The sequence below is a fragment of the Bacteroides propionicifaciens DSM 19291 = JCM 14649 genome (assembly GCF_000375405.1).
Lineage (GTDB): Bacteria > Bacteroidota > Bacteroidia > Bacteroidales > Bacteroidaceae > Bacteroides_E > Bacteroides_E propionicifaciens.
The window spans coordinates 1-19,662 of sequence record NZ_AQWS01000034.1; the positions used below are offsets into that span (position 1 = coordinate 1).

General features: G+C 36.2%; 15 protein-coding genes. 1 reads left to right on the top strand and 14 read right to left on the bottom strand.

What is annotated here, in order from left to right:
* The first annotated feature begins 101 nt into the window (after positions 1 to 101).
* Complete coding sequence (locus B091_RS12510; protein WP_280506306.1) at positions 102 to 311, top strand: transposase; 210 nt, start codon at positions 102 to 104, stop codon at positions 309 to 311.
* Positions 312 to 614: 303 nt separating this feature from the next.
* Here the strand turns inward: B091_RS12510 and B091_RS0109835 are convergent, their stop codons facing one another.
* The 14 genes from B091_RS0109835 to ligA form a co-directional block, all read right to left on the bottom strand.
* Complete coding sequence (locus B091_RS0109835; protein WP_018109832.1) at positions 615 to 4,367, bottom strand: helicase-related protein; 3,753 nt, start codon at positions 4,365 to 4,367, stop codon at positions 615 to 617.
* Positions 4,368 to 4,631: 264 nt separating this feature from the next.
* Positions 4,632 to 5,471, bottom strand: coding sequence for an alpha/beta hydrolase (locus B091_RS0109840; protein ID WP_018109833.1), 840 nt, complete (start codon positions 5,469 to 5,471; stop codon positions 4,632 to 4,634).
* 698 nt (positions 5,472 to 6,169) lie between these two features.
* Entirely contained in the window at positions 6,170 to 7,321 is a 1,152-nt protein-coding gene (locus B091_RS0109845) for a universal stress protein (RefSeq protein WP_018109834.1), read from the bottom strand.
* Positions 7,322 to 7,380: 59 nt separating this feature from the next.
* Positions 7,381 to 7,647 (bottom strand): hypothetical protein, encoded by a 267-nt coding sequence (locus B091_RS0109850; RefSeq protein WP_018109835.1) that lies wholly within the window; start codon positions 7,645 to 7,647, stop codon positions 7,381 to 7,383.
* 186 nt (positions 7,648 to 7,833) lie between these two features.
* Positions 7,834 to 8,655 carry a tetratricopeptide repeat protein gene (locus B091_RS0109855; RefSeq protein WP_025069623.1) on the bottom strand — a complete coding sequence of 274 codons (822 nt, stop codon included), beginning with the start codon at positions 8,653 to 8,655 and terminating at the stop codon, positions 7,834 to 7,836.
* A 10-nt stretch (positions 8,656 to 8,665) separates the two neighbouring features.
* On the bottom strand, positions 8,666 to 10,525 hold the full coding sequence (locus tag B091_RS0109860; protein WP_018109837.1) for a BatD family protein: 1,860 nt from the start codon (positions 10,523 to 10,525) through the stop codon (positions 8,666 to 8,668).
* A 45-nt stretch (positions 10,526 to 10,570) separates the two neighbouring features.
* The gene (locus B091_RS0109865) at positions 10,571 to 11,320 is read right to left on the bottom strand and encodes a tetratricopeptide repeat protein (protein WP_025069625.1); all 750 of its coding nucleotides are present in this window, start codon (positions 11,318 to 11,320) and stop codon (positions 10,571 to 10,573) included.
* Positions 11,321 to 11,325: 5 nt separating this feature from the next.
* Positions 11,326 to 12,351, bottom strand: coding sequence for a VWA domain-containing protein (locus B091_RS0109870; RefSeq protein WP_018109839.1), 1,026 nt, complete (start codon positions 12,349 to 12,351; stop codon positions 11,326 to 11,328).
* A gap of 31 nt (positions 12,352 to 12,382) precedes the next feature.
* A complete protein-coding gene (locus B091_RS0109875) occupies positions 12,383 to 13,369 on the bottom strand; it encodes a vWA domain-containing protein (RefSeq protein WP_018109840.1) in 987 nt (328 codons plus the stop codon).
* Positions 13,370 to 13,397: 28 nt separating this feature from the next.
* Positions 13,398 to 14,480, bottom strand: coding sequence for a BatD family protein (locus tag B091_RS0109880; RefSeq protein WP_018109841.1), 1,083 nt, complete (start codon positions 14,478 to 14,480; stop codon positions 13,398 to 13,400).
* 2 nt (positions 14,481 to 14,482) lie between these two features.
* Positions 14,483 to 15,352: a DUF58 domain-containing protein gene (locus tag B091_RS0109885; RefSeq protein ID WP_018109842.1), complete on the bottom strand. Its 870-nt coding sequence runs from the start codon at positions 15,350 to 15,352 to the stop codon at positions 14,483 to 14,485.
* A 58-nt stretch (positions 15,353 to 15,410) separates the two neighbouring features.
* Positions 15,411 to 16,406 (bottom strand): AAA family ATPase, encoded by a 996-nt coding sequence (locus B091_RS0109890; protein ID WP_018109843.1) that lies wholly within the window; start codon positions 16,404 to 16,406, stop codon positions 15,411 to 15,413.
* Between the two features lie 173 nt (positions 16,407 to 16,579).
* On the bottom strand, positions 16,580 to 17,473 hold the full coding sequence (gene dapA, locus B091_RS0109895) for a 4-hydroxy-tetrahydrodipicolinate synthase (protein ID WP_025069626.1): 894 nt from the start codon (positions 17,471 to 17,473) through the stop codon (positions 16,580 to 16,582).
* A 100-nt stretch (positions 17,474 to 17,573) separates the two neighbouring features.
* On the bottom strand, positions 17,574 to 19,583 hold the full coding sequence (gene ligA, locus B091_RS0109900; protein ID WP_018109845.1) for an NAD-dependent DNA ligase LigA: 2,010 nt from the start codon (positions 19,581 to 19,583) through the stop codon (positions 17,574 to 17,576).
* Positions 19,584 to 19,662: the final 79 nt, after the last annotated feature.

The following is a 19,662-nucleotide window of genomic DNA, read 5'->3' on the forward strand; positions in this document are numbered from 1 at the left end:
AGGGACTGGGGCATAATTTTAAATCAGTTCCTAATTATTTACAAAGAAAGGGTTAGGTTATAATAATAACCCAACCCAAGCTTGATTTACTTACACACTTCCTGAGACAGTGTCAAAGCATCCAATCCAATTATTATAACATAGTACAGTTCTTTAACAACCGTTCTACAAATGCATCAGCTGAAAGCTTCAATGCTAAAATAAAATCTTTTAGAGCTAGTTTAAGAGGAGTAAGAGATGTAAACTTCTTTATTTATCGCTTGACTAAAATCTATTGCTTGATATGCAAATCCCACAGCTTTTCGGTATGATCCTAGATTTTGATTATTATAACTAGAGCTAAAAATTAAGCGCATAGTAGTCCAATAAGGAAAACAGTGCGCTTAATTTAAGTTAAGGTTTTTAGCTAGTATATAATATAAATTATATTCTATTTGATATGCAATGATAGTCATTCTCACTAAATCAATTGCTTAAATAACATGATAGTTGTGTTGTCATGGCCAGAATAAGGACTATTATATCCTTAATTTTTCAATAAGGTTACAAAAGAAGAGCTCCACGATATTAATAAATATTGTGGAGCTCTTCTTTTGTAAAATAATATACTACGATTACATTTTCTTGTGCTCTGGTAGCAGACGACTAGCATTCTTGGCTTTAACCATATCAATAAGTTTAATCTTATTGATCATGGAGAGATGCACCTCTTTATCACCACCTTCTTTAAAGTACCACTGATAAAATCGAACAGGGTTTTCATTGAATACGTGGCCGGCCATTACTGGCTCAGAGTAATTCGGAAAGGGTATAAGCTTCTTTAGACCTAGTTTACGAGTCAAATACTCGGGGTATCTATGTAGTTTTGAGGTCAGGATAGCATAGGTTTCGTTATCAACACGAAGTTTATAGCGAATCTTCACACGATCTAATGAAACTGGATCTTCAGCCAGCCATTTGTTAATTGAACGAGTCTGCATTTCATAGTCATCAAGTTTATCTAAATCCCAAACAAGTACTAACTGATCGTTCTTAAAGGGGAGCGTCATATTTGAGTCTCCATTAAAGAACTTTTCTTCTTCGGGCAAGAAAAGACTAGCCAAGTGATTGGATTTGGGCTCACGGCCTCCATTATCTTTCTTTGCTTGCTCAGCCAATTCAATACTCTTATCAATAAAAAACTGATTTAAATCGGTTGCTTTATTATCTAATTCTGTTTTGGGGTACTTCTTAAATAGTTCTTCATTACTAGCTCCTAAGAAGAAATCCTCAATATAATTCCAGCGTGTATCGGAGTCGAAAGTAGAGGTAAAGAAGTGATCAAAGATATCATTACTTATATGATGTCTGTTTAGGGTCTTCTCAAGTAAGCCGTTTGCATAGGACGTCTCTTGTTGTGCATCAATAGCAATACGTTCAGGATCATTCAGACGTATAAAGAGTTGAGACTTATCACTACCAACCGATTCATAAGAACCTAGTTCGAGAAGCTCTAAGTAGTAGCCTAGCATATTAAAGAAATAGATTTGGTTACCTGTAGACGATAAATATCTAAAGCTATGGTGATCATCGCCAAGGAACAAAATCTCGAATTTACTAATTAGATTTGTAAACTCAGTTCTATAATAGTCATTATGAACGGTATAATGTCGGATACCTTGAATAAAGTTGGCCTGCAGGAACTTATCCTTTTCGTTCATGTAGTGTCCACTGGTCGTACCAATATAGTTACCTATAATAAATTTGCTTAGCTTGAGTGCTAACTCATTATCGGTAATAAATCCGTTGATGGCCTTCACAAAGTCTTCTTCAATTAAGCTAACTCCCTTCATGCTATCAAGTGCCTCGGCAAGAGTCTCAAGAGTTGATTTCATCAACTCAAGGCTTTGGCTAGGGGATTGTGCTTGTGTAAGTTGATATGAAATCTTAATTTGAGGGACAACCTTAACACCATCAGCCATAAACAACTGATTCGCATAGAATTTGCGACTAACTTCTTCGTAGCTGCTACTTGCGTAATGGGCACTCCATACTTTGTCTAGGTCAATCTCAAGGAAAGTGAAGTCGGACTGAACATCGTAGGGTAGTATAGAGATAGCTTTGTCGTATTTTTTAAGTAAACCTTCGACCTCTACCGTAGCTACCTTAGCAAATACGTTGAGGAATAGTTTTTTAGGGCGTGCTGTTAAGACATGGAAGCCATACTTACTAAAGTAATCTTTTTCAATCATCATCAGTGCAGCCAAAACTTTTTGGTCCATGTCCTGACTATTATTGAAGATATGTGCAAAGTCGTCAACCGAAATCAACATATTCTTTTTCTGATTCCATTTGTATAACAAGTGAATCTTAAGTAAAACTTCTTTAAGATGATGCGGAGCTAAAGAAGATATGTTGTGAAGTAGGTTTGAGAAATATTTATCCTGCTCGTTATAATTGATTGCAGCAAAACCATGAATGTCTCTATGACGAGCTGCACGACCAATCTCTTGGATATAATCGGGCATGCTACTAGAAGGCGAGTGGTGATAAATTAACTCGATATCATCCACATCGACCCCCATACCGAAGGCCTTGGTTGCAACCATTATACGTTTTGTTCCACGCTCAAACTGCTCATAATTTTCTTGCTTAACATCGGCATGAAGTCGTCCGTGATAAAAAGCAGCTTCATCGATACCATTACGACTCAATGCACGCTCGACACGTTCAGTTTGCTTTGTGAAAGGTGTATATATAAGAGTTTTAAATTTCGTGTCGGTAGCAATTGTCTGAGCAAAATCAATAGTTTGAAGCTCTTTGTTATCGATGAACTTATCGTCGAATCGATCATAATTGCTAATGACAAAAGAGATGTTTTCACGCTTAACACTACCGATATAACGGTGTGCATTTTTAAGACATAAACTGTCTAGCGTATCAAAAACCATATCGTTGTCGCCACCAAAAACCGCAGTAGCAGTTACCGCGATAATAGGAAAATTATATTTGGGATTCTGACGCATTCTTTGCAAATGGGTACCTAAGAACCAGTAGTCTACACGGAAGTCACGTCCCCAAGTTGTGATAAGGTGAGCTTCATCAATAACAAGAAGTCCCAGGTTACGTTCCCCGATAAAGAACGAAATATCATAAGCTAGTAAAAGCTCAGGAGAAAGATACAGAATATCTATTTTGCCTGCTTTACACTGCTCAATCACTTTATCTCGGTCTTGTAGGCTAAGCTCACTGTTTAGGTAAGCCACTTTTTTGAACTTACGTTTATCCACAATAGCCTGTACCTGATCTTTCATCAGAGCAATAAGAGGAGTAACCACAATAGTTACATCGCCTAGTTCTGCAATATGGAAAGCTGGTAACTGGAAAAGTAATGATTTACCAGCACCAGTAGGGGCAGTTAAAAAGAGATCTCTATACTCTTTTTGATCTACTGAGTTGTGGTATTCATCAATGATAGTTTGTACAATTTCTCCCTGAGAAAGGTCTTGCAGCTCTTTAGAAGCTGTAGGATTTTTAAATATCTTAAAAGTTTTAAACCCAGGATGTTCTTTTCCAGTCCAATATTTATGGTATAATTCTTCAGTTTCTTTGCTAAATGGAGCCTCTTTATAGGCCAAGTCACTCGTACAAAGAACTAATTCCACATCATTAGCAGCAAGTACTTGATTAATTAGAGGTAGTTTGTCTCTAAGACTTGTGGTTAGTGGATCTTGAAGCTCAATATTAACACCAAACTTGGTGTTCTTAATTTTTCCTGCTAGACACTCATTAATAAGAATATCTATAGCGTAAGGGTCAGATAAATCTAACTTTTCTATTTCTTGATCGGTTGACTCTACTAGAGGCAGAAGATCAGTAAAAACAGGTACAACTTTAACTGCATCTGTTAGTGTGCTATCACCAGCCACGTAATAATATTTGCTATTAATATCAAACTGTTCTGCTTGGTAAGCAGGCAATTTGTTTGGACGAGCTTCTATATTTTGTTCTAGACTAGCTACAGGTTCGCAATACTCTTTTTTAAGTATAGGAAAAACACGTCTTAAGTTATCTTCAATTACAACAACACGATTGAGTGCCTCGTTGTCTAGTTTGTCTTTAAGGTAAGAAAACTGAGCAAAAGAGAGTATACAAAGAGGTGATGAAGCTATAGTTGCAAGATTTTGGGAGATCCACTTTGCCGAGAAACTTGTTTCTCCAGCATTTAGATAAAATGTCTTTTGATCAACTACTTGAGTCGGATCGAGTGTGTCTAGAATCTTAGCAGGGAATCCCTTTAATACTAAAATGGAATTTCCGTTAGTAGTAATTGCTTGATTTATAGCTTTAAGAAAGCTATCCTGATAAAAGGATAAAACTTTTTTCATAAATGTTTATTTGGATTTCTGTGTTGATAACTAAGCAGATCGAGGCGGCACAACCGATGTAGCATATGCTGCTTCAAATCTAGGTAATCGCAAAGGTACGAAAAATAAATGATTCTTTTGTAGAACAAAATATAGCCTTACAAAGTACTTAATGTAAATTTGAAGGTGTTGAACAAGCTAAATATTATATAAACAAGAAAGACTAAAATCCTATATGAGGATATTAGTCTTTCTTGTTTATATATTCAAATTAATAAAGTTATTCTATTTTACAACTTCTTGAAGCCATTTTTCAAGCTCTGAGGTCCATTCTTTTTTATATTTAAAACTATCTTTATAAGCCCATCCATGTCCACCAGTAGGGTAAGCAAAAAGAGCAACACTAACTTTCTTCTTTAAAAGTGCTAAATAGTAGAAAATACTATTCTGAGCAGGAACAACCGTATCATCAGTCGATAGTGTAATAAAAGCAGGAGGAGTATCACGAGTCACCTGTTTATCGCAAGAGTATAGATTAACAAGCTCTGTAGATGGGTTCTTACCTAAAAACTCATCTCGCGATACCTTATGGGTAAATTTTTCGTTCATGGTAATTACAGGATAAAGCAAAATCTGAAAATCAGGCCGCGCAGCTCTTGTTTTGAATAGGGTAGACTGTGTTGCTGCTAAATGACCTCCAGCCGAAGCACCCATCAGACCTATTTTATTTGGTTTAATTTTCCATGAAGCAGCATTTTTGCGAGTTGTAAGAATTGCTTGCTCCACATCAGAAAGTGGTACAAGATAATTTCCTTTAGGTAAACGGTAATCTAGAACAATATAAGTTATTCCCATGTCATTAAACCAAGAGGCCATATCATGTCCTTCGAGTTGAGTCGATACGGAAGAATAACCTCCTCCAGGACAACTTATCACGGCTTTACCATTTGGATTGTTTGCATGATATATAGTAAGAGTAGGAGAAAATTTAATTTTAGATTTCTCTGCAGTATTTACATAAGGAGTAGAGTTACTCCACAAGGGGAGTACTTCTTTATTTTGAGCAAATGAATTAACACTTAGCATCATCAAAGCAATAAGTAGATATTTGAATTTGTATCTCATTCTTGGTATTTGTTAAAATTAGTCCTGACCTTAATTTACCTAATAATTTTCTAGAATTACAAGTTAAAGGTAGTGAAATTATAGGGTTTTGAAATAGTAGATAAGATAATTAGTTTGTTTTATATCGTATTAACTTCGAATCTTCACACGACTTACTGATTTAATAACTCGGACTTACTCGCTGCATACAAAGGAGTAAGTCATTTTATAGCTTAAAGCTAGATTGAGTAGTATTTATAGCATTATTGGTCAGCCTTTGATTTAATAGAGATTGGAATCAATACTTTAAAGTTTATACTATATGCCGTGTTATATATTGATAATTAATGCATTATAAGCATAATTAGCTATGACTAACCCTTCAATTTTCGATTCTTTTTTATCTATTGAGGAGTTGGACAGATATATTTAAATTTTACGAGGTTAATATAGTGGATTCTTATGTGAGGTGAGGATTAAATACACACTACTTAACATAATATAAATTATACACAAAAGGGGGCTTTAATAATGAAAGGGGATTTGATAAATAAAAAGCAAATAAGAGCTACTTGCTAGATGAGACATCAAAGCTAATAAAAATTATGATGCGCTATTAGATAATATAGTGATGCAGGTTAATCATATAAAATAAAAAACTCCTGAAGTAATTTAATACCATCAGGAGTTTTTCGATCAGTTTAATATTTTGTTACTGCTTATACATTAATAATTAATAATGGTGTATCGCTGTGGAATACCATTTTACGCGCAATGCTAGGGTTAAACAGTCTAGCAAAAATATTTCTACGGTAACTACTCAGACAAATAACATCAACGCGATGTTCGGTAATGAATCCCGAAATAGCATCTGCAAAATCTTCGTCTTCTTTTATAATTTGATAGTCGACCTTAATGTCTTTATATTTATTGAGGATATACTCTTTAATTCCTCCCAATTCAATTTGGTCCCACTCATTATGACCATCAGATATATGTACAAGCGATATATCTGGATTATTTAGTGGAAAATCATTTTGAAGTAGCTTATCCAAGGCTATTAAGTCTCGATTATCGAAATCAGTAAGAAATGCGATTTTCTTAATCTTGTCAAAAGTATGATAAGGGATATTCTCGGGTATGGCAAATACTGTTGTACGACAGCGATCTATAACCTCAGCTGTAACACTACCAATAAGATCTATCTTCTTTTGGTTGCTGCCACGAGTACCCATAATAACAAGATTTACACGGTGTTTACGTGCATATCGAACAATTTCCTCCTCAGGAATACCTTCACGCAATTTTTTATCGTAATCAATCTTTGGAAACTCACCAGTAGCTATTTTTGATTCAATTTGATTGGTTAGCTGCTCAAGTTTTTCTTTTACTTGCTTGTGGATTATGTGAGTTTCGCGATCAAATCCTTGTTTTTGATAGTTAAATATATCCCCATTGGGCAAAGATGCAGCATAGATTGGAGTGAAATAAACATGGAGTATGACTAATTTAGCATTCATACTTTTTGCAATATTAAACCCAAACTCGCATGCTTTCATTGAGTATTCTGAAAAATCAACGGGAAGAAGGATTATATTTTCTTTTTTAGCATGTTCGTTCTTTTCGTTAATTAAATCATCATTTAGCCAAGAAGCTTTCTCGGTTATTTCAAGTGCTTTATTAAGGTCACCTTCATTAATCATTAACTTTACAGCAGCGTTGATGGTTGGTGTTATTTGGTTCACATTTAGAAGAACTGCCTCAATACCTTCATCTCGCAGTACTGTCTGAAGTATTTGAGCTTTTGTAAAGGTTAATATGGCAAGAGTTACCAATTTGTCTTGCTTATTGTCATCTCCGTTTTTTTGCATATGATTATACTTTTAAGTTTTAAAACAACAAATCCCAATTGATTTTCAACCGGGATAATTTAGTTAACTACGCAAGAGTCATTCACTTCGCTTAGAATATCCATGGCTTTGTCTAGAACAGTTGTATCATCAAGAACAACTAGTCCCCCATCAGGTCCTGGTTCTATGTGGTAGCCTACACTTGAGCCTTCGCTGTAGTTCTCTCCACCAAAGAAATTTCTAACCGTGCTGACATTAATATTTAGCTCGTCAGCTATTCTATGCATGCTTCCATCTGGCAAAGAATCTTTAATCCTTCTTAACTCATTAAATGTAATTGTTTTCATAATCGCGGAGTTTATTAAGGTTAGTAAATTATGTTCTATCTACTATATAAACATAATAATAAAACAATATTATTCAAATTAATTTTGACACTATTTTGCTACAATAATATTATGTATGTAAATAGAAAGGGTTTGTATCACTTATAATACAAACCCTTTTTAATAGTAAAATGTTCTCTATTTATTTTAAATAACCTCTATAACCTCTGTTGGGATCCAACCAACTTGTCCATTCTCAAGTTCTATTTCTTTCCAGCTGGTCATAGAACCGTCTTTTATGTTTACTTTTTTCCCTTCATGTATTACAAAGAGTGAGGTTCCTGTCTCGCTTGGCGTGCTACGCACAGTTACGCTTGGTTCTAAAACGATAGCCGTGTTCTTACTTAGAATTTTATTTCGTTGGTACGAAGCACAATAATTAGTTATAGGGACTAATATTAATGCGCAAAGTCCAAACACGAAACTAGTTTTCTTTATAGTAGATTTCTTTGAAAACACAAACAATGAGAGCCCCACAAGAAAGATTATAAACACAATAACACTGAATATTGCCCATTGATCAGAACTCATCAAGTTAACGATGCTTTTGCCCCAAGAGATAATGAATATCTCTGAACTATACTCGTCTTTATCAACCTTTTTAGCCGAAGCTATATCGAGATTAGTATTGTAATCACTGTTGTTGGGTGAAAGAAGTACAGCTCTTTCATAGTTTAGAATTGCCCTAGCAATATCTCCTGCTTTATAATAGCTATTTCCTAAATTATAATAGATTTCGGCCGAAACTCCTTTCTTCAAGAGATTTTCATATATGCTAATAGCTGTTGCGTAATCTTCTTTTATATATGCACTATCGGCATCAGCCTTAGATACATTTTGGATTTGAGTTAAAACCTCAGCCTGTTGATTGCTAATAATAGAATCGGATGCAACCTGATTCTCGGTTTGAGCCATCAATGTGGCGGAGAACAAGATTAGAAGGCTAAATAATATACTTATTTTTTTCATTGCTATGATTCTAATTAATTTTGATACTGTTTTCAATTCTACCAATAATCTCTGTAGCATCTTGTAGGATTTTATCCATAGCTTGATCGTCCTCACCAGGAGCAAACTTAGCAAACTCACACTCGTTTAAGGTACGTATAAAGTCTGCTGTCAAGTCTGGACTTACACCAGAGTTATTAAGTTCTTCTTCAATATTATCTTTAGATAATTTAGACAAGGGTATGGTGAGCTTATCGCTAATATAACCCCATAAACCACGAAGAACTTCATTATAGAACAACTCCTTACTACCAGAATGTAATAGTTTAGCTGCACTCTTCATGCGTGATTTTGCTACCTTATTAGCCTTTTTAGTCTTAACAAAAGCTGTATTGCTATATTGCTTAACTCGCTTAGAGTAAATTATTAAGAACACTAAAAACACAAGAGAAGGAATGATAAACAACAGTCTATAACCCCATGAGCCGTAAAAGAACTGCTCTCTTGGGTATAATTCAACATCATTCATTTTTATGAAACGAATGTCTTCTGCTAGTATCTTAAGTTCTTCTTGATTAGTATAGTTACCTACAACAGCACCAGTACCATTTCCTGCGCCTTCACCTTTAGTTACCTTGAGGCTGAACTCTTGTGTGGTTAGGGTTTTGTATGATTTGGACTTCAGATCAAAATAGCTAAACTTAATCGGTTCTATCTTAAAATTCCCCTCATGTCTTGGTATTGCTAGGTATTCAATGACACGATTGCCACTTAAACCATTAGCTGTTATCCTAAACTGATCTTCAACTTTAGGATCGTATATCTCGAAGTCAGAAGGGAAGTTAACTTCTGGGTTAGAAATTAATTTTATATTTCCTGTGCCTGATAGGACTAACTTAATGGTTATAGCTTCATTAGCCTTAACCTCTTGCGTATTGATAGATGCACTTAGATTAAAGTTACCTACAGCACCAGAGAAGTCTAGAGGCTTACCCGAGGGTAAACTACTTACATCAACAGTTATATTGGGTGAGCTGATGTTTTTTCGTACAGTATTGCTGGTACGCATATTAAAAAATGCATCAAAAGGATCATCAATTTCCATTGGTTGTTCTACAGAAACCTCGTATTGAGCAGGTTCAATGGTCAGTTTACCCGAGCGTTGTGGATATAAAACAACTTGCTGAAGCACTGCAGTACGATAGTTTCGACCTTTATAGTTCTCAAGATCCCAACGATCACTATTAGATAGATCTAGCTCTTGGGAGTGAAATCCACTAAAGTCAGGAATCTTAACTGGACGAATACTAGATACACTAACCGAAGCAACATATAACTTATAGGTAAGCAAAACAGCTTCTTGCTCAAACACCTTAGTTTTTGAAAGGTTGCCAACCAGAAATAAGTCACTAGATGAGATTTGACCTCCACGAGCGTTACTTCGGCTTGAACCCTGTTGTTGATTGCTATTGCCTGATTTATCTTTAGGCAGAACCTTAATACTTAGAGAGTTTGATGTGAACGATTTCCCTTTAATGGTTACTGAAGCACCAGGAAGTGTAAAAGTTCCCTCCTTCTTAGGCATAAGAATATAGGTGTAAGTCATATTATTAACATGACTTGTCTTACCATTTACAATTGAAGTATACGATTGCACCGATCGACTCGGCCCAATTAAGACATCAAAATTATCGAATGAGGGTGCTCTAAAGTCATTTACCTGATTGGTATTGACCGTATATGCAACTTCAAACTGACTCTCCATTTCTACCGAGCTTGGCGCCTTAGCCGTAAATGTGATTTCATCAGCAGCGTAGAGCTGATGTCCACTAAAAAGAAATATAAATAGCAGAAGCCCTAAGGCTTTTGACTTTTGGATCACCTTTATCATTATTAATAATCTGTATTTTAATTAGGATTCAAACCAATTTATAAATTACCACTCTTTCTCAAGTTTGTTTTTGCCTTTAAGCACTTGTTGCTGTTGCACCTTTTCTTGAGTCTTCTTTTCTTCTCTCAAAATAGCTTGTAACATCTGCTCTGCAGCATCTTTGGATAACTCTTGCGAGTTTTTACCTCCTTGGTTTTGGTTTTGATCTTGCTGATCTTTGTTATCCTTGTTTTCGTTGTTTTGATTCTGATTCTGTTGTTGCTGATCTTGTTCTTTGTTCTGCTCGTCTTGATTCTGATCTTGCTCCTTATCCTTTTGCTCTTGATCATCTTTACCTTCTTGGTCTTGATCTTGACTTTCTTGCTGTTTCATAACCAGAGCAAGGTTGTAGCGTGTCTCATCGTCTTTGGGGTTATTTCGCAATGCTTCTTTATAAGCTTCAATCGCTTTATCATATTGTTGATCGGCCTGAAAAATGACTCCCATATTGTGGAGTGCTTGAGCTTTACTACCCTTATCAGTTTCAACATCAGCTGCTCTAGCAAATTCTTGAATGGCTTCTTGATATTTACTCTGATTAAGTAGAGCATTACCTAAATTATAGTATGATATTCCCACCTCATTGGTTGGAGTGGCATCAATAGCTTTGCGATAAGCTACCTCAGCATCAATAAAAAGGCTGTCTTTATAAGCAGTATTACCTTTTCTAACTAACTGTCGGACTTCTTTTTGAGCGAAGAGTGAACAGCTAAGGCCAAGCCCTATAAAGACTAAAATTGTATGTTTCATCTTCATAATTCTCATTTAAATAGCTTGTTGAAATTCTCAAATAAAGGATTACGTTTATTTGTAATGAGTACTTCTGAGATTAACAAGATAAATAGTATCCACGCAATAACATGAAACTGTTCATCGTACTCCTTGTAAACTTTACTCTCAATTTTAGCTTTAGTAAGTTTGTTTATTTCTTCAGTAATCGCTTTTTGTGCTGAATTGGTGTTATCTACACGAACATATATACCGTGACCTGCTTTAGCCATTTGCTGAGCCATTTCTTCGTTAAGCTTGGTCACAACAACATTACCTTCACGATCTTTTATATATTCATTACTATTTTCTGTAACAGGTACTGGTGAACCTTCGAGCGAACCAACGCCCATAACATTGACTTGAATTCCTTTAGCTACAGCATTTTGGATAGCTTCAATAGCTCCTGGCTCGTGATCTTCACCATCAGTAATTAAAATAATAGACTTTCCTACTCCTTCTTGAGAGGTGAAGCTTCGGACGGCTAAATCAATTGCTTTAGCTATTGCTGTTCCTTGACGTTCAATTAGGTCAGGAGAAATACTCGATAGGAACATCTTAGCCGATATAAAATCGTTTGTTATCGGTAATTGGGTAAATGCATCTCCTGCAAATAAGATTAATCCTACTTTATCATTATGTAGTTCATCAACAAGTTTGGATATTAGGAGCTTAGACTTTGCAAGCCTGCTAGGTGAAACATCCTTAGCTAACATTGAGTTTGATATATCAAGTGCAATAATAACTTCAATCCCTTGTTTTTCTACTGTATCAAGCTTAGTTCCAAATTGCGGTCTAGCCAATAGAACTGAAAAGAGTCCAATACAAGTAAAAAGAATCCAAAACTTAAAACTTGGCCTAACACGCGAAGCTGTTGGCATCAGATGAGCCAATAAGTCTGGATCGCCAAAAGCCTTAATATTTCTCTTTTTTATGTAGATACTATATATATGTAACCCTACCAAAAGTGGCAGTAGGATTAGTAAATATAAGTATGCTGGATCTTGAAATCGAAACATATATTTCTTTCTATTTATGTACGTTTAACAATTAAGGTAACTTACGTAAAACTGTTTGTCTTAACAAAACATCAAGTAATACTAATAAGAATGCTGCTAAAGCATACTTTAAGTATTCTTCTTGACGTCTGCTAAACTCTTTTACGTTAAGCTTCGTTTTTTCGAGTTTATCAATCTCTTGGTAAATTCCTTCAAGACTTTCATTGTCAGTAGCTCTAAAATATTCACCATCTGTTATACGAGCAATATCTTTAAGGGTTGGCTCATCGACATCTACTTCAACTTGGATTCGTTGTATTGCACCAGACATCGTCTGAATTGGGTATGGAGCAGTGCCTTGTGTACCTATACCAATGGTATATACTCGAATGCCGTAGGTTTTGGCTATTTCGGCAGAGGTCAAGGGAGAAATATCTCCAGCATTATTAGCACCATCTGTAAGCAAAATAACCACCTTCGATTTGGCTTGACTATCCTTTAGCCGAGCTACAGCATTAGAAATTCCCATTCCAATGGCAGTACCATCATCTATTACGCCTGTGCGAATATTCTCAAATAAGTTTAACAATGCAGTATGATCAATGGTCAATGGACATTGAGTGAAGCTTTCTCCAGCAAATAGTGTTATACCAATATTGTCATTGGGACGGTCGTTAATAAACTTAGCAGCAACATCTTTAGCGGCTTCCAGTCTATTGGGTAATAAATCTTCGGCAAGCATACTCCCCGAAACGTCAATAGCCATCATAATATCGATACCCTCAACTTCTGAACTTTGCCAATTATCAGTAGATTGTGGCCGAGCTAGTACTATTATTAGTAGAGCCAAGGCGGCCATTCTCAAGATAAAGGGTAGATGAAGAAGATAGATACGAAAGCTCTTTCGGACTTTATCGTAATCGTGGGTATCTGACACCTGTAAAGATGGATCTATCTGTTGATGTCTCATTACATACCATATAATGATAGGTATGAGTATCAAGAGCAATAATAAATATTCTATATGAGCAAAAACCATGCTATGTTTTTTGTTTTATTCGTTCTACTTAAAAGAAATTCCTGAGTAAATCAGCTCCCTCTTTAATGATATACACCAGACATGTAATAATAACCCCTAAAGTTATAGCAAAACCAACTCCCAGAGCAATTTTTGTTTGAAGAGACCTCTTTTCTACAATAATTTTTTCTGTTGGTTCGGGTTTAGCTTCAGGATCGGGTAATTCTTTAGTCTCATTAATAAACTCAAGTGCATTAACTAGATTTGCATCATTTTCGTTGATCAGAGGACTGTGCTTTGCAAATTTAACTAAATCAGCTGTAGTGAATAACTTCTTTAGGTCTGCAATATCGCGGTCATTACCTGTTTTAAGCAGCTGCTCAATAATCTCAGAAGAGGTCATCTCGAGTGCATTAAAGCCAAATCTGCGTTGAATATATTTGCGGACTACATCTGTTAGTGCAGTATAATAAGCTTTTGAATCGCTCTGAATACTTGATTTTTGAAGTCTGATTGTTTCTATCCCTTCGATTGCTTCATCATGTGCAGGAATCTCAGGAGTAAGTTTTATTCTTCTGATGATAGGTTTATTATCCAATAGTCGCTTAAGAATGTAGATAACCAAGAAACCTAAGGGTACGATTAATAATAGACAAACAAAAAGCAGACTCCAATCGCCCCACATAAAAGGAGGAGACTGAATATCTTTTGGTCCAAAAAACTCTTCAGGATTGGCCTCAGTTAAATCAAAGCTCTCTACTTTCATCGATAGAGGTGTCGACTGATAGACTTGACCATCAACTTCAACGTCTACTGGTGGTATGAGGTATAGTTTTGCATCAAAAGATGTAAGTTTGAACTTCTGAGTTAAAGTCATCTTAGACTTGTCACTACTGTATGTCGTATCGACAGGCGAAGTCTCCAAAATCTCAATTCCCTTGACTATAGTGTCAGTATAGATTGGGAATTTCGCTTGGAGCTTTGAGGGTAATGTTACCTGAACTACCAAATCGGTCTGATCTCCAATCATTAATTCAACCGAATCAACTTTTGCAGTAACACTCACATCTTGTGCAAAAGTGGGTGCTACAAAAGAAACCAGCAATATCAATAGTTTTATTCTTTTTTTCATCTTTAGTTTCGTTTAGCAAATAGACTTAAAAGTGCCTTTACATAATCCTGATCAGTTCGAACAGATATAGTATCAACATTACTCTTGTTAAAGTACTCTTTTAAACGCTCTTGATTATCCAACCAGGTTTTACGGTGATGGTCTCGCAAAGCACGTGAACCAGTGTCTATCCACTGTTCTTTAGCAGTTTCTGCATCCCGAACCTTTAGAAGTCCTATATTGGGCAACTCAGCTACACGCTTATCATAAATTTGAATCGCAATCACGTCGTGCTTACGATTAACTATGGTAAGTGCATTCTGAAAGTCTTTTCTATCAATAAAATCGGATAGAATAAAGGCTGTACATCTACGCTTCATCACATTGGTTAGATATTCGATACCTAATTTGATATCGGTTGATCTGCTCTCAGCTTTAAAATCTAAGAGTTCTCTGATAATATATAAGATATGTTTACGCCCCTTTTTAGGAGGAATGAACTTTTCTATTTTATCGGAGAAAAAGATGACTCCAATCTTATCGTTATTGTGAATTGCCGAAAAAGCTAAAGTTGCAGCAATTTCAGCCAACATGTTCTTTTTAGTCTGCGTGTGAGTTCCAAACTCCAAACTTCCCGAAACATCAACAAGCAGCATAACAGTTAATTCACGTTCTTCTTCAAATACCTTAATGAAAGGCCTTGAGAAACGTGCTGTTACATTCCAGTCAATATCTCGAATATCATCACCATATTGATATTCGCGGACTTCAGCAAAGGCCATACCACGTCCTTTAAAAGCAGAATGGTATTGTCCAGCAAAAATATTGTTGGACAATCCTCTGGTCTTAATCTCTATGCGTCGTACTTTCTTTAAAATATCATTTGTTTCCATGTCTTGAATGAGCGTTTAGATATAAAATGTGTAACAATCTGCATACTTCAACGCAAAATCAAGGGACTTCAACACGATTTAATATTTGACTAACAATCTCATCAGATGTTATATTATTAGCTTCAGCTTCATACGTCAATCCAATACGGTGTCTTAAGACATCATGTGCAACGGCACGCACATCTTCGGGAACCACATATCCTCGACGTTTAATGAAAGCGTAAGTTCGTGCAGCCAACGCTAAGTTGATTGAGGCACGTGGTGAACCACCAAACTCAATATAATCTTTAAGTTCTTTAAGGCCATAGTCGGCAGGGAAACGAGAAGCGAATACGATATCAACAATATACTTTTCGATCTTTTCGTCAATATAAACTTGTTCTACCACTTTACGAGCATCAAGAACATCTTGCGCTGTAATAACTGGTTTAACATCTTGACTTTTACCCGAAATACGGTCACGAATAATTACACGCTCTTCTTCAGGTTTTGGGTAGTCAATGACTACTTTGAGCATAAAACGATCGACTTGAGCTTCTGGTAACGGATAAGTACCTTCTTGCTCAATAGGGTTTTGAGTTGCAAGAACCAAGAATGGTTTTGGTAGTGGGAAGGTTTCGTTACCGATAGTTACTTGTCTTTCTTGCATGGCTTCAAGAAGAGCACTCTGTACTTTTGCAGGGGCACGGTTAATCTCATCAGCCAATACGAAGTTAGCAAAAATAGGACCTTTCTTGATTTGGAAGTTTTCGTGCTTCTGACTATAAACCATTGTTCCTACTACGTCAGCTGGCAAAAGGTCTGGAGTAAACTGTACTCTTGAGTAGTCTGAATCGATCAGAGTAGCAAGGGTCTTTATCGCTAGAGTTTTAGCTAGACCAGGAACACCCTCTAAGAGCACGTGCCCATTTGAAAGTAGCCCAATGAGCAGTGATTCGACTAAATGTTTTTGACCAACAATAACTTGATCCATGCCGGCCATCAAGTTGGTAATAAAAGCACTTTGTTTTTCTATCTTTTCGTTTAATTCACGAATATCTATTGGTTCAGCCATAATATAAATACGGTTTATTTGTTTCAGTAATTAGATTTTAATCAAAAGATTTTCAGCCAGAAAATGCTTTGATATCAAAAATACATTATTATTAATGCAAAGTCAATTTAAAAAAGACGAAATAATCGATAAAATATTTAAACAACTTAAAGTTAACTAACCACTTGCTTGCTTTAATATTTTATGTTCAACTCATTTAAAACTTTTCGTATTGCCTCATAAGTTGTAATTCGGGTTGGTATAAGAGGAAGTCTTAATTTGTTTTTTATCATTCCCATTACACTAAGTATCGATTTAACACCTGCAGGATTGCCATCAACAAACAAAAGCTTAAAAAGCTCAGTAAATTTGTGATGTATTGCAAGTGCATGTTCATAGTCTCCTTTAAGAGCAAGTCGAGTCATACGACTAAATTCTCGTGGAAAAGCATTACCGATAACTGAGATTACACCAACTGCTCCAAGAGTGATCAAAGGGAAGGTTATTCCATCGTCGCCAGAAATAACATCAAAGTTATCTGGTTTGTTCTTAATAATATCATCCATTTGTGTAATATCTCCCGAAGCCTCTTTGATAGCAACAACATTTTTGAAATCTCGAGCAATACGCAATGTTGTATCAGCAGTCATGTTAACTCCAGTTCTACCAGGTACATTATAGAGTACTATAGGAAGGTTTGTAGCTTCAGATATTGCTTTAAAGTGTTGGTAAATTCCTTCTTGAGAGGGTTTATTGTAGTATGGTGCGACAGACAATATCGCATCGACTCCAGTATAATCATCTTGTTTTAGAGCGTCAACGATTGCTTTGGTATTGTTTCCACCAACTCCCAAGAGTATAGGTACCTCGCCGTTGACTCGCTCAATAACGAATTTTTTAACTTGCTGTTTTTCCTCCTCCGTAAGTGTAGGGGTTTCGGCAGTTGTGCCCAATACGCATAAAAAATCGGCATTGTTTTGAAGAATAAAATCAACCATTCGCCCTAGAGCAGAAAAGTCTATGTTTTCATCTTCTTTGAATGGAGTAATCAAAGCTACCCCCATTCCTCTCAATTTTGTCTGTATCATGAGTTGTTAACTTGAAGTCGTTTTGTATCGAATTATCGCAAAAATAATAATATTTACGAACTATATGAGTTCTTATTCGAATAATATCTGTCTGATAAGCTTATTTGGTGTTTATTAAATCAAGAAACTCTCTCTCAGAAATGATCTTTACGCCCAATTTCTGAGCCTTTTCGAGCTTAGCAGGACCCATATTATCACCAGCCAAAATGTAATAAGTTTTCGAAGAAATACCACCAACGTTTCGACCACCATTTTGCTCAATCATTTGCTTGTACTCATCGCGTGTGTGGAGCTTAAAAACACCACTAATCACAATTGCTTGCCCACTCAGGATATCGGTTCTATTGGCTATTTCATCTTTGTCTTGTTGAAGCTGAAGACCAGCTTGAGCAAGATGTTTAATAATCTCATTATTGTCTTCTTTAGCAAAGAAAGCTAAGATGCTCTGCGCTATTTTAGCACCGATTTCATCGACAGTAATAAGTTCTTCGAGCGAGGCTCGTGCCAACTCGTCAATTGTAGTAAAGGCACTAGCTAGTTTTTTTGCTACCGTTTCTCCCACAAAACGAATTCCTAAAGCAAAAAGCACACGTGCAAAAGGCACTGATTTACTATTTTCAATGCTTTTCAGAATATTATCTGCTGTTTTGTCACCGATGCGGTCAAGACCAACCATTTGATCTTTTGTCAGTAGGTAAAGATCGGATGGATCATGTAAAAGGCCTTCATTAAATAATAGGTCAACAGTTTCTGGACCCAATCCGTCAATATTCATTGCTCTACGATTGATGAAGTGGATAATACGACCTTTAATTTGTGTCGGACATCCTGTATCGTTGGGGCAATAATGAGCTGCTTCGCCTTCGTAGCGTATTAACGGAGTGTTACACTCGGGACAAAATTTGATGAACTCAACCTTAAGACCTAAGTTCGCGTCACGGGCTTCAAGGTTTACATCAGTAATCTTCGGGATAATTTCACCGCCTTTTTCAACATAAACCATGTCACCAATATGTAAATCTAGTCCATTTATGATGTCTTCGTTGTGAAGTGAAGCTCGACGAACAACTGTACCCGAAAGTTGAACAGCATCAAGGTTGGCCACAGGAGTGATAGCTCCAGTACGTCCTACCTGATAGGTAACTTCATTTAGGCGAGTACAAGCTTTTTCGGCTTGAAACTTGTAGGCAATAGCCCAGCGTGGAGACTTTGCAGTATAACCTAAAGCCTCTTGTTGGTCAATGCGGTTCACCTTGATTACAATACCATCTGTAGCAACAGGCAACTCTTTTCGGGCAATGTCCCAATGCCTGATGTATTCGAACACCTCATCAAGGTTATGGCATTTGCACATATCTTTTGAAATCTTGAAGCCCCAAGTTTCAGCCTTTTGTAGGTTCTCGTAATGGCTCTGATAAGGTAGGTTATTACCAATAAGATAGTAAAGGTAGGCATCTAACTTTCTACTTGCAACGATTGAAGAGTTCTGTAGTTTCAAGGTTCCCGAGGCAGCATTTCTTGGATTTGCAAAAAGAGCTTCTTCTTTTGCCTCTTTTTCTTCATTGAGTCGTTGAAACACAGACCAAGGCATTAGAATTTCTCCTCTAATTTCAAATTCGCTAGGGTAACCTTCTCCATGTAAGACTAAGGGGATTGAGTGAATAGTTTTAACATTGTCGGTCACTACATCACCGCGAGTTCCATCACCGCGAGTTACAGCATCTACCAGTTTTCCATCTTTGTAAGATAACGAAATTGACGTACCATCAAATTTCAGTTCACAGCAAAGTTCGAAATCTTCGCCTTCTAATGCTTTTTGTGTCCGATCATAAAATTCAGAAACCTCTGCTTCGGAATAGGTATTTGAGAGTGAAAGCATAGCATACTTATGCTCTTTTTGCTCAAAGCGTTTGTCAATGTCGTTACCAACCCGCTGAGTTGGAGAGTTGGGATCAATATATTGGGGATTTTCCTTTTCAAGGTTTTGAAGTTCTTTTAGCAAGTCATCGAACTCTTTGTCACTGATTTCTGGCTGACTTAGAACATAATACTTAAAATTTTGGTGATGAAGATATTCACGAAGTTCATCTATTCTATCTTTTGCAGTCATTCTTGTCAAATTTGTTTTAGACAAAAATAAGAGATTCTATCTAGAAAGCTTTACTTTTGTTGAAAATAAAGAGTCTAAA

What these genes read in the sequence shown, in the direction of transcription:
- B091_RS0109885 (WP_018109842.1), bottom strand. Translation starts at nt 15,352, where the DNA reads ATGGAAACAAATGATATTTTAAAGAAAGTACGACGCATAGAGATTAAG.
- B091_RS0109865 (WP_025069625.1), bottom strand. Translation starts at nt 11,320, where the DNA reads ATGAAGATGAAACATACAATTTTAGTCTTTATAGGGCTTGGCCTTAGC.
- B091_RS0109850 (WP_018109835.1), bottom strand. Translation starts at nt 7,647, where the DNA reads ATGAAAACAATTACATTTAATGAGTTAAGAAGGATTAAAGATTCTTTG.
- B091_RS0109890 (WP_018109843.1), bottom strand. Translation starts at nt 16,406, where the DNA reads ATGGCTGAACCAATAGATATTCGTGAATTAAACGAAAAGATAGAAAAA.
- B091_RS0109870 (WP_018109839.1), bottom strand. Translation starts at nt 12,351, where the DNA reads ATGTTTCGATTTCAAGATCCAGCATACTTATATTTACTAATCCTACTG.
- dapA (WP_025069626.1), bottom strand. Translation starts at nt 17,473, where the DNA reads ATGATACAGACAAAATTGAGAGGAATGGGGGTAGCTTTGATTACTCCA.
- B091_RS0109845 (WP_018109834.1), bottom strand. Translation starts at nt 7,321, where the DNA reads ATGCAAAAAAACGGAGATGACAATAAGCAAGACAAATTGGTAACTCTT.
- B091_RS0109880 (WP_018109841.1), bottom strand. Translation starts at nt 14,480, where the DNA reads ATGAAAAAAAGAATAAAACTATTGATATTGCTGGTTTCTTTTGTAGCA.
- B091_RS0109860 (WP_018109837.1), bottom strand. Translation starts at nt 10,525, where the DNA reads ATGATAAAGGTGATCCAAAAGTCAAAAGCCTTAGGGCTTCTGCTATTT.
- B091_RS0109840 (WP_018109833.1), bottom strand. Translation starts at nt 5,471, where the DNA reads ATGAGATACAAATTCAAATATCTACTTATTGCTTTGATGATGCTAAGT.
- ligA (WP_018109845.1), bottom strand. Translation starts at nt 19,583, where the DNA reads ATGACTGCAAAAGATAGAATAGATGAACTTCGTGAATATCTTCATCAC.
- B091_RS0109835 (WP_018109832.1), bottom strand. Translation starts at nt 4,367, where the DNA reads ATGAAAAAAGTTTTATCCTTTTATCAGGATAGCTTTCTTAAAGCTATA.
- B091_RS0109875 (WP_018109840.1), bottom strand. Translation starts at nt 13,369, where the DNA reads ATGGTTTTTGCTCATATAGAATATTTATTATTGCTCTTGATACTCATA.
- B091_RS0109855 (WP_025069623.1), bottom strand. Translation starts at nt 8,655, where the DNA reads ATGAAAAAAATAAGTATATTATTTAGCCTTCTAATCTTGTTCTCCGCC.